Here is a 15013-nt window from a genome sequence, read left to right as displayed (position 1 = left end):
CATCGACAGTGTGCATTGCTCGATGGTCGAGAACGGCACTGGTTTCGATAGTTGGAGGAAATCCACGATGAAAGCTGCTGTTGTCACCGAGTTCGGCGGACCCCTGGTCGTCAAGGACATCCCTATCCCGACACCCGCACCGGAGCAGGTGCTGGTGAAGATGGAGACGTGCGGAGTCTGTCACACCGATATTCATGCAGCGCAGGGGGATTGGCCGGCCAAGCCGACCCTGCCGTTCGTTCCCGGGCACGAGGGAATCGGCGTGATCGAGGCCGTGGGATCGCAGGTCGACACGAGTCGAATCGGCGAACGCGTGGCGATCGCGTGGCTCGGTTCGGCGTGCGGCGAATGCGATCACTGCGTGTCCGGATGGGAGACGCTGTGCGAGACACAGCAGAACAGTGGCTACTCGATCGACGGGGCCTACGCCGAATACGCTGTGGCCCATGCGAAATACGTCGTCCGCGTTCCCGACGGCATCTCCTCGTTCGACGCCGCTCCGCTGACGTGTGCCGGCGTCACCACCTACAAGGCAGTCAAGGTCGGCGGTGTCACACCGGCTCAGCGCGTGGCCATCTTCGGCGTCGGCGGACTGGGCCAAATGGCGGTGCAGTACGCCAAGATCGCGGGCGGATTCGTCACCGCAGTCGACATCGAGGAAGAGAAGCTCGAACTTGCACGTGAACTCGGTGCCGATCACACGGTCGACTCGTCGAAGGTCGACCCCGTCGAGGAGATCAAGGCGCTCGGCGGAGCCGATGTGGCCATCGTGTTGGCCGTCATCCCGAGCGTGTTCGATCAGGCCTTCCGTTCGCTTCGCCGCGGCGGTCGACTGGTGTGTGTCTCGATGCCCGCTCACGGTGTGTTCCCGGTCCCGATCTTCGAGACGGTCGTCGGCGGAATCTCCGTCCTCGGTTCGATCGTCGGTACGCGAAAGGACCTACGTGAAGTATTCGCACTGCACGAGGCCGGGCGGACCACGGTATCGGCCGTATCGCGCAAGTTGGACGAAGTGAACGAGTGCTTCGACGACCTCATGGGTGGCCGCGTCACCGCTCGCCAGGTGTTCGAGTTCTGACGTGGACCTCGTCGGTCGCAGTGGACCGATCCCGGTGCTCCTTCGTCCGAGCGACTCGGCTGTCGGTGAAGCCGTAAGGTCGGGGTGGGCAGGCGCATACCCGAAAGGCATGTGTGCCCACAACGGAGTGAGCAGTGATGAACGCAGGGGAACACGAAGACGACCTCCGGTCGAGCCTGGTCGACCTCAGCAAACTGCCGATGACCGATCTGTCTCTGTCCGACACCCTCTCTCACGTGGCGCAACTTGCAGTTCGGGCCGTTCCCGGCGCGGACGGTGCCGGATTGACGCTCCTGCATCCCGACCGCCCCGACACGATTGTCGCGAGCGCGGAATTCGTCCGTGCCGTCGACGACATTCAGTACGGACTCGGCCAAGGCCCCTCCATCACCGCAGCTGCCGAGAGCATCACCGTTCGATCCGGTTCACTCGAAACCGACCCTCAGTGGCCGGAATTCGGTCCGAAGGTCGGTCGAATGGGAGTGCACAGCGTGTTGTCTCTTCCGCTGATCACCGCAGGCGGTGTGCTCGGCGCGATGAATGTCTACGCGCGCCGGCCCGACGCGTTCGATGCTCGCGCTGCAGAGTTGGGCGACCTGTTCGCGGTACCGGCTGCGGTCTCGGTGCAGAACGCGCGGGCGCTGTCGAGTGCCGCCCGGCTCACCGAGCAGCTCGAGATGGCACTGAGCAATCGCTCCGTTATCGACCAGGCGATCGGGGTGCTGATCAGCCGAAGCGGATGCACCGGAGCCCAGGGGTACGACAAGCTCCGATCGTTGAGCCAGAGCGAGCACAAGAAAGTCGCAGTGGTCGCTGAGGCCATGGTGGGCGAGGCGATGAAGACGGCCCGCTCCCGTTCCCGCACGTAAGGGCGTAGCGTTCGAGCCGCGAGCGCATTCCGAGGCATCGAGTCCGACTTTTCCTCGCGCTCGCATACCCGCCCGGCAGGATGCCGCGGGTATATCGGACGAATCGAATCGGCGATCGGGCCGCACCTGGATTCTCGATGAAACTTCCGCCTCGATTGCTGGACGATCTTGCGACGCTGACCGAATCACTGGACAACTCGTCCGTCGATCTCGCGCGCTTGGCCGGGCAGTTGGCGGCCGACATCGATGTGGCCGTCTCGGATGTCGGCTCGATCACCCTGACGTCGATCGTCGACGGTGAACGGTTCGACGTGGTGATAGGGACCAGAGATCCGGTCCGCGGCGGAACCGATTCCCGGGCTTCCGAGCCGCGATCTCTTGCCGATGTGAGTGAGGTGAACCAGGCAATCGGTGTTCTTGTTGCCAGTGGCCGCACGGTTGCCGAAGCGCGTGCAGAATTACGCAGAGTCGCCGAGCGCTGGAACCGATCGACAGTCGACGAGGCCGGCCGCACCCTGCGTGACGCTCGGGGTTGGTTTCCACCCGCTCGGCCGTAGGTCCCGGAGCCGAGCACCCAGGTGGACGAGGGAGTCCGCGGTCACTCGTCTTCGGCGTTCAATTGAGCCGAGAGGCCTCATCGGCCTGGAGCACAAAAGGTGTGAGATGGGAGGCGATGACCACCGCCCACGACATGACCTCTGCTCGTGATCTGCTGTCACCATCGGAGGCACCGATCAGTCGCACGACGGCACGCTCGAACAGTGACAACCGCGAGTTCGTCAGCTTGCCACCGAACACGCGATGCTCGATCACCCAGTCGGCCTCGGTCTCTTTCGGCCGAGCTCTCGGCGGAGTGCTGTCGTCCACCGGGCCACTCGAGAAGAGCCACACAGGAATTGCCTCCAGTTCGGCCTGTTCCCTGGTGACCAGCGCGCGTGCGTCTCGGAGCCATCGGCCCATGTACACGCCACTGCCGATTATCGCGGCGTCGTACTCGGCAATGCTGTCCACGTCGCGGGCATCACGAACATCGACTGTCGTCGTGCTGTCGATGCTGGACAGTTCCCGCAGAATCGACGAGCCCAGCCACTGTCCGATTTCTCGGGTGGCGCCGTGGCGGCTTGCTGTTGCGATCAGTATGCGCATGTGGATGTCCTGTCGGTTCGGCTTCGGTTGAATTGCAGTGCAAAATGATTCATGTCCGTCAGGTGCTGCAGTCGATCCGGATCGGCGCACGCATGTCGCGGGTCGAACAGTTCTTCCGCAGTTTTCACAGGTACTCCTTCGTCGCAGGCGTTCTGTTGCGCGCGGCACTGGGCACAACGGTGACCGGACACGATGCGCGTGCCATCACCGAGCGGCTGGTCGAGCCGAGCATCATTCCGGCGAATCCTCCGCGACCGTGACTGCCCAGCACCACCAGTTGGGCGCTCTGCGCGTGGTCCAGCAGTGCGTGGACCGGTCGGTCTCTGACCGCCACCTGTCGTAGTGTCACCGTCGGATGCCGACGCGCGCAATCATCGACGGCCCTTGCCAACACGCCGTCGGCTTCGGGTCGATGGTCCGCCCAATCGAGGCCGGGAACCGACATCCCTATCGACAGATCCGAATCGGCCCACGCGTGCAGTGCGGTGAGTGGAGCGCTTCGGACTTCTGCCTCTTCGAACGCCCGCTCCACCGCGGCCATGGCGGCCGAGGTCCCATCGACGCCGACCACGACCGCCTCGAACCCCGTGTAGCCGCTCATCGGCCATGCATGTACGACCGTGACCGGGCAGTGTGCATGCGTACTCAGCGCGACGCTGACCGAACCCAACGACGTGCGTTGTGCCGCACCGAGTCCGCGTGTCCCGATGACAACCATCCGAGACGTCTCGGACATCTCGAGTAGAGCGGCAGCGGCGGGGCGGTCCGACAGAACCACGTCGACGGCGATGGTGGACACGGCCGACCCCGTCGGCCGGGCTATCGACATCGCCTCGTCCAGAATGCGGTTCGTCTCGAACCTCAGATGCGCGGATGTCCGTTCGGGTAGGGCATCGAGGCCCGTGAGAACCGTCGGGACGGCCGAGACGATAGTCAGGTCGGAGCCGTGCAGTTCGGCATCGAGCACGGCCCACCGGACAGCGTCCAGAGACGCGGCTGAACCGTCGACTCCGACGACGGTGTGGGATCTGCCCATCTGATGAGTCCCTTCGAGGTGGTGCCAGAGCTCCATCAGACTCTTCGGCTCGGCATCCGCGCGCCAGGACAACTACACCGAGATCAGGGACTTTCGACCCCACTTTCGATGACCAAAGGTCGAGCTCTCCCGTGTGCGGGTCCGTAGTGTTGGGAAAGGATGCGCCCACCGAGGACGCGGGTGAGGGGTTGGACGTGGTCACAGTGTTCTTGGTCGACGACCACGAGATCGTGCGTCGAGGTCTGATCGATCTCATCGATTCCGATCCCGATCTTTCCGTGATCGGTGAAGCCGGAAGTTGCGCACAGGCACTCGCTCGTATTCCCGCGTTGAGGCCGGACGTCGCCGTTCTCGACGTTCGACTGCCCGACGGCAACGGCATCGAGCTCTGCCGCGAATTGCTCGACCGACTGCCCGATCTCAAGACCATGATGCTGACCTCGTTCACCGAGGACCAGGCCATGCTCGACGCGATCCTCGCCGGCGCGAGCGGCTACGTCGTCAAGGACATCACCGGTATGGAGCTGACTCGCGCGATCAAGGATGTCGGCTCCGGTCGGTCGCTGTTGGACAATCGCGCAGCGGCCGCGCTGATGGACAAGCTGCGGGCGGGCACGGCCGCTCCCGGACCGATCGATCACCTCACCGGGCAGGAACGGACATTGCTCGACCTCCTGGGGGAGGGGCTGACGAATCGGCAGATCGCCGCTCGAATGTTCCTGGCGGAGAAAACCGTCAAGAACTACGTCTCCCGGTTGCTGGCCAAGCTCGGGATGGAGCGCCGCACCCAGGCAGCGGTGTACGCGTCGAGGCTGGCCGAAACGCATCCGCGAGCGCAATCCGGGCCGTCGGATGGATGATCACCGCGGACCGGGTCTTCCGCAGCTCCGCCTCGGTGAACTGCTGGCCGAGGTGCAGGACCGAATCGGTCGCATCGCGGATGCACGAGTACAGGCGGACGGTCTGCTCGATGCGATGTTCGTCATCACCTCGGGCCTCGACCTGGAGGTGACGTTGCGGTCGATCGTGGAGTCGGCCGTCAACCTCGTCGGTGCCCGGTACGGTGCACTCGGCGTGCGCGGCGAGGGTCACGAGCTGAAGGCGTTCATCCATCACGGCATGGAAGAGCAGGTGCGCGAGGCGATCGGCCCACTTCCCACCGGACGAGGTGTGCTGGGTCTGCTCATCGACCAACCTCATGTGCTCAGACTCGACGACTTGTCGTCGCATCCGGAGGCAGTGGGCTTCCCTCCCAACCATCCGCCGATGAAATCGTTTCTCGGCGTGCCCATTCGGGTGCGTGACGAGGTGTTCGGAAACCTGTACCTCACCGAGAAGAAGGACGGAGCCCAGTTCACCGAGGACGACGAGGTGGTCACCCGGGCTCTCGCCTCGGCGGCCGGAATCGCGATCGAGAACGCACACCTGTACGAGGAGTCGCGGATCCGGCAATCGTGGATGGAAGCGATGCGGGACATCGGTACCGAACTGTTGGCCGGGAGCGACATCGACGAAGTGCTGCACATGGTGTCGAGGCGGGCATTGCATCTGACCGGGGCCGACAGTGCGTTCATCGCTGTTCCCGCCGACGCGGCTCCGAACTCGGACACGGTCTCCCGGTTGGTCATCTCGGTCGCCGAGGGGCACGACGCAGACGCTCTGGTGGGTTCGCTCATCCCGATCGAGGGATCGAGTTCCGGTGCGGCATATCGCCTTCGGACCGCTACCCGCAAGGAGGAGCTGGACTACCGACCCAACGCGCATGTGGCGAACACCTTCGGCCCGGCCCTGATCTCGCCGCTTCGGGTAGCCGACGGCGTGCGAGGCGTCCTGGTGACGCTGCGCCGAAAGGGCGGACCGGTCTTCAGCGACTCTCAACTCGATCTCATTTCCAGCTTCGCCGACCAGGCCGCACTCGTGATGGAGATGGCCGACACCACGCGGCGCATGCACGAGCTCGACGTTCTCGCGGACCGTGATCGGATCGCCCGAGACCTTCACGATCACGTCATCCAACGGATCTTCGCGGCCGGATTGTCGCTGCAGAGCACGTTGCAGAAGACCGAGCTCGACGACATTCGTCAACGTCTGACTCGCACCATCGACGACCTGCAGGACACCGTGCAGGACATTCGTACGACGATCTTCGACCTGCAGAGCTCGACACACTCGACCACTCGTCTACGGCAGCGCGTCAACGGAGCCGTCCTCGAACTCACCGAAAGCGTTCCCATTCGCGCCGTGGTTCGCATGTTCGGGCCCCTGTCGGTCATCGACAGTACCCTCGCCGACCACGCCGTTGCCGTCATTCGCGAAGCGGTGAGCAACGTCGTCCACCATGCTCGGGCCCAGACCGTCAACGTCACCCTGGCGGTCGGGGACGATCTCCGCATCGAGGTCTCCGACGACGGAATCGGACTGGACGAGAACATCACTCGCAGTGGACTGGCGAACCTCGAGGCGCGGGCAGTCGACTGCGGCGGCACGATGACCTTCGGGTCGTCCGCGGCCGACGCAGGTGGCACCGAGCTGATCTGGTCGGTACCGCTGCCCTGACGGCGGACGACCTAGGTCACTTGTTCCGATGACCTCGGACTGCTGTGCCAGGTGTGCCTGCGCTCGTAGCGTTCTCGTCGTAGACGCGCACCATCGAGAGGCATCTGATGAACACTTCACATTCCACCGGACCGGTCGTGGTCGGAATCGACGGATCGGAGACCGCACTCGATGCGGTTCGGTTCGCCGTGCAGGAGGCACGCGGGCGGGGCACGTCACTTCGCTTGATCCACGTGATCGACAGACATGCGGTGCCCGAAACCGTCTACGGCGCTCCGGATGTCGACGGTGACTATGCCCGCGCGGCATTGAGTCGCGCAGAGGATGCGGCCGCAGCGATCGATCCGGCGGTTCTCGTGGAATCGGTCGTTCTGCAGGGTCGGCCCGAATCGGTGATGTCGACCGAGGCCGGATCTGCGTCTCTGCTGGTACTGGGGACCACCACCGGCAGTGCGGTGGCCGCCTGGGTACTCGGATCGATGGTCGGTGCCGTGGTCGAAGCATCGCCCCACCCCGTCGCGATCGTCCGTCATTTCGACGCCGAACGCCGCGGCCCGGTCGTTGCAGCCCTGGGTGACGCCGACGTCTCGCAAGCCGATGTCGTGGTGGCTCAGGCATTTCACGAGGCATCGATCAGGGCGGCCAGCGTCTTGGCGGTGCACACTCAGGCTGTCTCCTCCATTCTCGCGTCCGCTCTCAGCGGCCCGGGCGACGGGCTACACCCCGAATCGGCAATGGACGTTCGGCTCGAACCCTTCGGCGCGGACTATCCCGACATTCGTGTGGCGTCGGTGTATGCCGAGGCCGACTCGGGATCGGAACTGGTGGCGGTCTCCGAGACAGCCCAGCTGATGGTGGTCGGTCACGAGCGAGACCGAGTGCCCGGACGAACACTGACCGCCGTACTGCGGCAAGCCCATTGCCCCGTCCTCGTCGTCCCGCACGCATGAGTACCTCGAGGCAGTCTCCGATCGTTGTCGGTGTCGACGGTTCCGGCTCGTCGCTCGACGCAGTCGGATGGGCCGCGCATGCGGCCGAGTTGCGTGGGGTACCGGTGAAGCTGGTGTCCGCATACCAAGTCAAGGCTCTGTACACCAGCTTCGTCGCGTTGCCGTCGCACATCGGCTCCGAGGAGCACACGGCCGCAGAGTCGATCCTCGCCTGGGCGTCGCTGGTCGCTCGACGTTCGGTGAACAACCCGGACGCGCTCGTCATCACGAGTGAATCGATTGTGGGACCGACGATTCAGGCCATGCTGGAGCAGTCATCGAGTGCCTCGATGATGGTGGTCGGTTCGCGTGGCAACGGCGAATACTTCGCCGAACTGCTCGGCTCGGTGAGCACCGCGGTGGCCGTTCAAGCGCACTGCCCTGTGGTCATCGTGCCGGGAAGCGTGGAGCTGCACTCGTCGGGAGGCCCTGTTGTCCTCGGAATCGACGGGTCGCCGCACAACCAGAACGCTGTTCGGTTGGCCTTCGACGAAGCCTCACTCCGGGGAGCGGAACTGGTTGCAGTCCACGTGTCGACGGACGAACTGATCTCGGCGCCCGACGCGTCCGCCACCGACAGGTCCGATGCGATCCTTTCGAACGGTCGAACCGTGTTGGCAGAGAGCCTGTCCGGCTGGAGCGATCAGTACCCGGACGTCGTGGTACAGCAGAAGATATTGCGCGGCAACGTGGTCGAGAAGATCCTCGAGGTATCACCGCGGGCGCAGGCCGTCGTCGTCGGTTCGAGCGGCCGCAACGGTTTCAGCGACCGACTTCTCGGATCCACCGTCCGGTCGCTGGCCCACCGCGTCGACTGTCCGCTGATCATCGCCCGCGGGTAGTCACCTCGCGGTCACGACCACCGCCATTGTCGAATCTCGGGAAGATCCTCGAAATGTTCCCGGATGTAGGCATCGTGCCGAACGAGTTGGTCCTGGCAGTGCTGCCGCAGTCGTTCGGCACCGGCCGGCGCAGTGCCCGCTCGGTCGAGTGCTGCGAGCGCGAGGTGATAGCGACTGATCTTGTTGAGCACCACCATGTCGAACGGTGTTGTGGTGGTGCCTTGTTCGATGAATCCGCGAACATGGAACCGCTGGGCGTCGGGTCGGCCGTGCATCAGTTGGTGCACCGCGCGGGGATAGCCGTGGAACGCGAAGACCACATCGACAGAGGCGGTGAACAGATCGACGAACTGCTCGTCGGAGAATCCGTGCGGATGATCGACGACGGGGAGCAATGCCATCAGATCGATGACGTTGACCACGCGGACCCTGAGCTCGGGAGTCCACGTGCGCAACAACTGTGCGGCCGCCAGGGTTTCCTCGGTCGGCACGTCGCCGGCACACGCCAGAACGATCTCGGGATCTTCCTCGGTACCGGTCTCCTCGGTGCCGGCCCAGTCCCAGCGGGACGCACCCGCCGCTGCATGCGCCCGTGCCTCGGGAAGCGTCAGATACTGCGGGTGACTCTGCTTGTCCACCACCAGAACGTTGACGTGACCTCGACTGCGGAAGCAATGATCGGCAACGGCGAGGAGGGTATTGGAATCCGGTGGTAGCCATACGCGCACGACGTCCGGTGCCAGGGGAATCACCGCGTCGATCAGTCCGGGACCCTGATGGCTGAATCCGTTGTGGTCGTTGCGCCAACACGTGCTGGTGAGCAGCACGTTGAGCGACGCGACCGGTGCTCGCCATGCGAGTGTGGCGGCGTGCTGCAGCCACTTGGTGTGCTGAATCAGCATCGACACACTCACCATGGCGAAGGCCTCGTAGCTCGCGAACAGGCCGTGTCGACCCGACAGCAGATACGCCTCGAGCCAGCCCTCGCACAGATGCTCGCTGAGCACCTCCATCACGCGGCCGTCGGGACCGAGATCGTCGTCGAACTCGGTGGTCGGCAGCTGCCAGCACCGGTCGGTGGCCTCGAACACGGCCTGCAGGCGGTTGCTCGCGGTCTCGTCGGGACAGAACAGGCGAAAGTTGCCGCCGCCGTTGGGCTGGGCGTTGTCGAGGTAGATATCGCGCATCATCTCCCCGAGTACGGTGGTCGTCTCGTGCGACGTGCGACCAGGGGACTCGACGGTGAGCGCGTAGTTCTCGAGGTCTCGAATGACCAAGGGCTGCAGCAGCACACCGCCGTTTGCGTACGGGGTGGCACCGAGACGTTCGGTGCCCGACGGTGCGAGCTCCCGAATCGACGCCACCGGGGCACCGTTGTCGTCGAACAACGATCGGGGATCGTAGGACAGCAGCCACTTCTCGAGCAGTTCCAGGTGTGCAGGATTCTCTCGGACACCCGACAACGGCACCTGGTGCGCCCAGTGGGTGCCCTCGATGCGCTTGCCGTCCACCTCGTGCGGACCGGTCCAGCCCTTGGGCGTACGCAGAACGATGGCGGGCCAGGCGATGTCGCCTCGTGGGTTGCCGCCTCGTGCGGCGTGCCGAACTCTCCCGATCGCATCGTGGGCGCGGGTGAGGGCAGATTCTAGGGCCGGGAACACCTCTCGCGGGTCGGTGCCCTCGACGAAGATCGGTGTCCACCCCTGGCTCCGTAGGAAGCGTTCGACTGAAAGGTCGGCGCTACGACCGAGAACCGTCGGGCCGGAGATCTTTCCATCGTTGAGATGCAGGATCGGCAACACTGCGCCGTCACGGACCGGGTTGAGAAATGCGGGGATCTTCCACGAACCGGACAGGGGACCGGTTTCGGCCTCACCGTCCCCGACTACACAGGCGACGATCAGATCGGGATTGTCGAACGCTGCGCCGGCGGCGTGGACGAGGGCGTAGCCCAGCTCGCCGCCCTCGTGAATGCTGCCCGGGGTCTGGACGCTCACGTGGCTCGGAATGCCTCCGGGAGTAGAGAATTGACGGCACAGCCGTCGGACTCCGTCGTTGTCGAGCGAGACGTCCGGGTAGATCTCGCTGTACGTGCCTTCGAGGTAGGTGTTCGCCACCATCGCCGGGCCGCCGTGTCCCGGCCCGGTGACGTACAGCCAGTCCGAATGGGTTCGGCGAATCACGCGGTTGAGGAGGGTGTAGATCATCGACAGGCCGGGACTGGTGCCCCAATGCCCGAGCAGCCTCGGCTTGATGTGCTTCGTTTCCAGTGGCCGACGCAGCAATACGTTGTCCTGCAGGTAGATCTGAGCCACCGTCAGATAGTTCGCCGCAGCCCAATAACGCAGGTCTGCGTCCAATTTCTCGGAATCGTATGTGGTGTCGACGGTCGGCGTGGTCATCGGTTCGTGGGAACGACGACGACGGGAACGTCCACCGAATGCAGCACCGCACGTGAGGTGGAACCGAGAAGCATCGACGCGAATCCGCCCCGACCACGGCTCCCCACGACGATCAACTGCGCAGTATCGGACGCACGGACCAGTTCACGAACCGGCCTGTCCCGAACCACCACCCGGTGGATGGTGACGTCCGGATAGTCCTCCGACCATCCGGCCAGGCTCTCCGCCAACGACGTCTTCTCGGCGAGTTCGGAGTCGACCCACGGTCCCTCGTCGTCGCGCGTCAACACGCTGCCCAGTTCGAGGTCACTCCAGGCGTGCACCGCAACGAGGTCGACCCCCCGCAGCGATGCTTCCTGGAGGGCGAACCCGATGGCCGGTTGGCTGTTGGACGTGCAATCCACACCGACGACGACCGGTCCGTCGCCGACGATGGTCGATTTGATCACTGCGACAGGGCATTTGGCGTGCGATACCACCGCGGTGCTGACCGACCCGATCAGTCCACCGGTGAACTCGCCGAGACCCCTCGACCCGACGACGATCATGGCGGGTGCGACGTCGAAATGCGTCAGGTTTCTTGCAGCGGAGCCGTGCTCGAGGCGAGTGTCGAGAATCAGTGAATTACCGGCCGCCGTCTTGTGCGCAACGTCGACCGCTGCGGTCAGCACACGCTTGGCCTCGATATCGGGGTCCGTGAACGCGCCCATCCGAAGGCTGATGGCGTCACCGTAGGTTCCCGGTGCAAACAGCGACGACGTGACCAGCTCGAGCGGGGCGTGGCGTCGAACAGCCTCGCGCGTCGCCCAGCGGACCGCGCCGAGGGATGTGGCGGATCCGTCGACTCCGACGACTATCCGGTTCGATGCAGTCATGACCTTGTCCCGTCCATTGACCTTCGCGTGTGGAACACCTCGAGCATTACCGAGTGGGGCCGATGCGGACAGAGGCGGAAGTCCTTCGGTGCGGGGCGGAAGTCCCTACCAGTTACCCCTAGGGGGTATGTCTTGCTATCGTCGATGTCATGCATTCAGTGATCCGACGCAGTCGCCCGGGCTTCGCCTCGGCGACCGGATTGCTGATCGCGCTGACGATCTTCGGGGTGCTGCTGATGCACTCGGTGACACCGACCATGTCGGTGAGCAGCGAACACGCTGCCATGGCGTCGACGACCCACCACGAGGATCCGGTACAGGTGGCGGACGGCGAACACGACTGCCCGTCGACGCATCAGATGATGCATCCGTGCGCGGGAACCACGGTGGCGTGGGCTGCGTTGTCGGTCCCGGCGACGAGCGTCGATGTCGTCCACGCCCCGATGTCGGACGACGGTATCGGTGGGCGCACCGACTCCATCTCGGAGCGTGCGCCGCCGTGGACCCTCTGGGAGCTGGACAGATCGGTGACCTTACGAGTGTGACATGCAGTCCGGTGGAGGCACACCACCGGCGGATCGGCATACCCAGATCCCTGTATTTCGCACTTGTTCAAGGAGTTTCACATGCGTACAACACTCGTCGCGTCGCTGGCTGCCGCCACCGTGAGCGTATTCCTCGTCGCCGGCTGCAGCAGCGACACTTCCGACATGCCGATGGAGGGCCATTCGATGGGCGCGTCGAACTCGTCGTCGGTGCCATCTACCCAGGCCGACGCATCCGCTCAGTTCGATGATGCGGACGTGATGTTCGCTCGGATGATGTACCCGCATCATGCACAGGCAATCGAGATGGCGGCAATGGTCGAGGGCCGCACCGACAATCCGGACGTCGTGGCATTGGCGTCGGCGATCGAAGCCGCGCAGCAACCGGAAATGGAGCGGATGACCGCCTGGCTCGCCGAATGGGGTCAGCCCGCACCCTCGTCCGACATGGGCGAGATGGACCACGGCTCGGGCACAGGCATGATGACCCAGCAGGACATGGACGCGTTGACTGCGGCCGCCGGTCCCGAGTTCGACCGCCGATGGCTGACGATGATGATCGAGCACCACGAAGGTGCGATCGAGATGGCGAACATCGAGATCGCCGACGGCTCGAACCCCGACGCGCAGGAGATGGCTCGCACGATCGTGGCCTCACAGCAGCAGGAAATCGACACCATGCGGACGTTGCTCGGCTGAGCTGCACCGAAGCGAGGGCCGCATCCCCGTATCGGGGGTGCGGCCCTCGAGTAGGCTGAAAAATCGGAGAATCCTTCTCCGCACATCGGTCCGAGGGAGACAGTTCGCAATGGCACGTCGACGGGTTGTGGTCATCGGTGGAGGATTCGGCGGACTCCACGCGGCACGGCGTCTGCGCAACGAAGACGTCGATGTCACTGTGCTCGAGCGCGGTACCTCGCACGTCTTCCAGCCGCTGCTCTACCAATGCGCCACCGGTCTGGTGTCGGAGGGCTCGATCGCCAGTCCGCTGCGACACCTGCTGCGCAAGCAGAAGAACGTGTATGTGGCATTGGGTGAAGCGACCTCGGTGACCCCCAGTGTCGACGGCTCAGCGGGTGACGGCGGAGTGGTGACGGCGAGTCGGTTCGACGGCTCGACGTTCGAGCTGCCCTACGACTACCTCGTCGTTGCCGTCGGAATGCAGCAGGCGTACCACGGCCACGACGAATACGTGCAGTGGGCACCGGGGATGAAGACCCTCGACGACGCCCTTGCGATCAGGCGAAAGTTGATCTCCGCCTTCGAGATGGCCGAGTCTCTCCCCACCCCCGAGGAGCGCAGGCCGTGGCTCACCTTCGCGGTGGCCGGTGGAGGCCCGACCGGAGTCGAATTGGCCGGCCAGATAAGAGAACTCGCCACCAGAGCGTTGGCAAAGGAGTTCGATTCGATTCACCCGTCGGAAGCGCGAGTTCTGCTGTTCCACGGCGGCGACCGCGTACTCGAATCGTTCCCCGACTCGTTGACGAAGAAGGCGCAGCGCACCCTCGATGCCGTGGGTGTGGAGACGCATCTCGGGGTGCACGTCACCGATGTCACGGCCACCGACGTCGAGGTCACGGCCAAGGCCGAGCCGAAGACGGTCACTCGCTACGACACTCACACGGTGCTGTGGACCGCAGGCGTCGAAGCCGTTCCGTTCGTGAAGCAACTCGCCGACGCGATGGGCGTCGAACAGGACCGATCCGGGCGCATCGCCGTGCAACCGGATCTCTCGATCCCGGGACACCGCAACGTCTTCGTCGTCGGAGACATCATGTCGCTGAACAAGCTTGCGGGCGTCGCCGAAGTGGCGATGCAGGGCGGCCGAGCAGCGGGCGCGGCGATCGCAGCGGACCTGTCCGGTTCTGCGCGAAAGGATTTCGAGTACCGAGACCTCGGCACCGCGGCCTACATCGCCCGTGGTCACGCGCTGGTGCAGGCCGGGCCGCTGCGCATGTCCGGGTTCCTCGGCTGGGTGTCGTGGGGCGTCATCCACATCGCGTTCCTGGCCGGCAACCGCAACCGCGTGGGGACACTGATCAACTGGGCCGCAACCTTGGCCACCGGCACCCGACGCGAACGGGCCATCACGTACGGCGACCCGGAAACGGCGCGTAAGCCGTACAACTGACGTGAGCGTCCACTATTTTCACCCTCACACGGAATCCCGCTTTCGGGGGCGAATAGTGGACGCTCAGGTCAGTTGCTTCCGGTGTCGACGGGGTCAGCCGATGCCGGGGATGAAACCGGGGTAGACGAAGTGCCCGGGACCGCCGCCGGGCAGCAGCTGGCCCGTCGAACCCGGATAGTTCATGTTCAGCAGAATCAGCTTGTGCGGGTTGCCATTCGAATCGGCCTGCCAGCAGGAGCCGAGCACGCCGTGAAATCCGGTGCACACGATGCGGGTGCTGTTGCCGTAGGGCGAGGTGAGTCGATTCTCGCTGACGAAGGGGTTCCAGTAGTCCGGGTCCTGAGGCGTGAGGAACAGTCCGGTGACGTCCTGTGGAGCAGACGGACTCGGATACGGCGGCGGAGTAGGCCACTCGTCGGCGGCGGCCGTTCCCATGCCGAGGGCGGCGGCACTTGCAATGACGCAAGCAATGACGGCGGTGCGACGAAACATCTCGATCGACTCCTTCGCGGGGCGGGCACCCAATAGACCACAGACACTCGTC

15 protein-coding genes are annotated in these 15013 nt (G+C 64.5%); 10 read left to right on the top strand and 5 right to left on the bottom strand.

Features of this window, described 5'->3' with window-relative positions; genetic code table 11:
• The first annotated feature begins 67 nt into the window (after positions 1 to 67).
• From adhP to CH296_RS06410, 3 genes are all read left to right on the top strand, one after another.
• Positions 68 to 1078, top strand: a complete 1011-nt coding sequence (gene adhP, locus CH296_RS06420) for an alcohol dehydrogenase AdhP (protein WP_094684278.1) — start codon at positions 68 to 70, stop codon at positions 1076 to 1078.
• Positions 1079 to 1215: 137 nt separating this feature from the next.
• Positions 1216 to 1947 (top strand): GAF and ANTAR domain-containing protein, encoded by a 732-nt coding sequence (locus CH296_RS06415; protein ID WP_094684277.1) that lies wholly within the window; start codon positions 1216 to 1218, stop codon positions 1945 to 1947.
• A gap of 137 nt (positions 1948 to 2084) precedes the next feature.
• Positions 2085 to 2504, top strand: a complete 420-nt coding sequence (locus tag CH296_RS06410) for a hypothetical protein (protein WP_094684276.1) — start codon at positions 2085 to 2087, stop codon at positions 2502 to 2504.
• Between the two features lie 58 nt (positions 2505 to 2562).
• On the opposite strand, the gene CH296_RS06405 is transcribed toward CH296_RS06410, so the two are convergent.
• Positions 2563 to 3093, bottom strand: coding sequence for a flavodoxin domain-containing protein (locus tag CH296_RS06405; RefSeq protein ID WP_094630252.1), 531 nt, complete (start codon positions 3091 to 3093; stop codon positions 2563 to 2565).
• A gap of 124 nt (positions 3094 to 3217) precedes the next feature.
• Complete coding sequence (locus CH296_RS06400; protein WP_179274706.1) at positions 3218 to 4129, bottom strand: universal stress protein; 912 nt, start codon at positions 4127 to 4129, stop codon at positions 3218 to 3220.
• 194 nt (positions 4130 to 4323) lie between these two features.
• Here CH296_RS06400 and CH296_RS06395 point away from each other — a divergent pair, with 194 nt between their 5' ends.
• The 4 genes from CH296_RS06395 to CH296_RS06380 all read left to right on the top strand — a co-directional run bounded on the left by CH296_RS06395 (position 4324) and on the right by CH296_RS06380 (position 8516).
• On the top strand, positions 4324 to 4989 hold the full coding sequence (locus tag CH296_RS06395; protein ID WP_094684340.1) for a response regulator transcription factor: 666 nt from the start codon (positions 4324 to 4326) through the stop codon (positions 4987 to 4989).
• The gene (locus tag CH296_RS06390) at positions 4982 to 6685 is read left to right on the top strand and encodes a GAF domain-containing protein (RefSeq protein WP_037193952.1); all 1704 of its coding nucleotides are present in this window, start codon (positions 4982 to 4984) and stop codon (positions 6683 to 6685) included. The genes CH296_RS06395 and CH296_RS06390 overlap by 8 nt, the downstream gene beginning before the upstream one ends.
• A gap of 107 nt (positions 6686 to 6792) precedes the next feature.
• Positions 6793 to 7635, top strand: a complete 843-nt coding sequence (locus CH296_RS06385; protein WP_094683555.1) for a universal stress protein — start codon at positions 6793 to 6795, stop codon at positions 7633 to 7635.
• A complete protein-coding gene (locus CH296_RS06380) occupies positions 7632 to 8516 on the top strand; it encodes a universal stress protein (protein WP_094645882.1) in 885 nt (294 codons plus the stop codon). The genes CH296_RS06385 and CH296_RS06380 overlap by 4 nt, the downstream gene beginning before the upstream one ends.
• Positions 8517 to 8527: 11 nt before the next feature.
• Here the strand turns inward: CH296_RS06380 and CH296_RS06375 are convergent, their stop codons facing one another.
• Both CH296_RS06375 and CH296_RS06370 read right to left on the bottom strand, forming a co-directional pair.
• The gene (locus CH296_RS06375) at positions 8528 to 10918 is read right to left on the bottom strand and encodes a phosphoketolase (protein WP_094684274.1); all 2391 of its coding nucleotides are present in this window, start codon (positions 10916 to 10918) and stop codon (positions 8528 to 8530) included.
• Complete coding sequence (locus tag CH296_RS06370; RefSeq protein WP_094630258.1) at positions 10915 to 11793, bottom strand: universal stress protein; 879 nt, start codon at positions 11791 to 11793, stop codon at positions 10915 to 10917. The genes CH296_RS06375 and CH296_RS06370 overlap by 4 nt, the downstream gene beginning before the upstream one ends.
• Positions 11794 to 11942: 149 nt before the next feature.
• Here CH296_RS06370 and CH296_RS06365 point away from each other — a divergent pair, with 149 nt between their 5' ends.
• From CH296_RS06365 to CH296_RS06355, 3 genes are all read left to right on the top strand, one after another.
• Positions 11943 to 12338 carry a DUF6153 family protein gene (locus CH296_RS06365; RefSeq protein WP_094630259.1) on the top strand — a complete coding sequence of 132 codons (396 nt, stop codon included), beginning with the start codon at positions 11943 to 11945 and terminating at the stop codon, positions 12336 to 12338.
• A gap of 81 nt (positions 12339 to 12419) precedes the next feature.
• The gene (locus CH296_RS06360; protein ID WP_094684339.1) at positions 12420 to 13037 is read left to right on the top strand and encodes a DUF305 domain-containing protein; all 618 of its coding nucleotides are present in this window, start codon (positions 12420 to 12422) and stop codon (positions 13035 to 13037) included.
• Between the two features lie 109 nt (positions 13038 to 13146).
• On the top strand, positions 13147 to 14469 hold the full coding sequence (locus CH296_RS06355; protein ID WP_094684273.1) for an NAD(P)/FAD-dependent oxidoreductase: 1323 nt from the start codon (positions 13147 to 13149) through the stop codon (positions 14467 to 14469).
• 93 nt (positions 14470 to 14562) lie between these two features.
• Here the strand turns inward: CH296_RS06355 and CH296_RS06350 are convergent, their stop codons facing one another.
• Positions 14563 to 14961 (bottom strand): hypothetical protein, encoded by a 399-nt coding sequence (locus tag CH296_RS06350; protein ID WP_094684338.1) that lies wholly within the window; start codon positions 14959 to 14961, stop codon positions 14563 to 14565.
• Positions 14962 to 15013 lie beyond the last annotated feature (52 nt).

Source organism: Rhodococcus sp. 14-2496-1d, assembly GCF_002259365.1.
In the GTDB taxonomy this organism is placed as follows: Bacteria; Actinomycetota; Actinomycetes; order Mycobacteriales; family Mycobacteriaceae; genus Rhodococcoides.
Note: the sequence above shows the minus strand (reverse complement) of the source record. Positions and strands in the feature narration are given on the sequence as shown.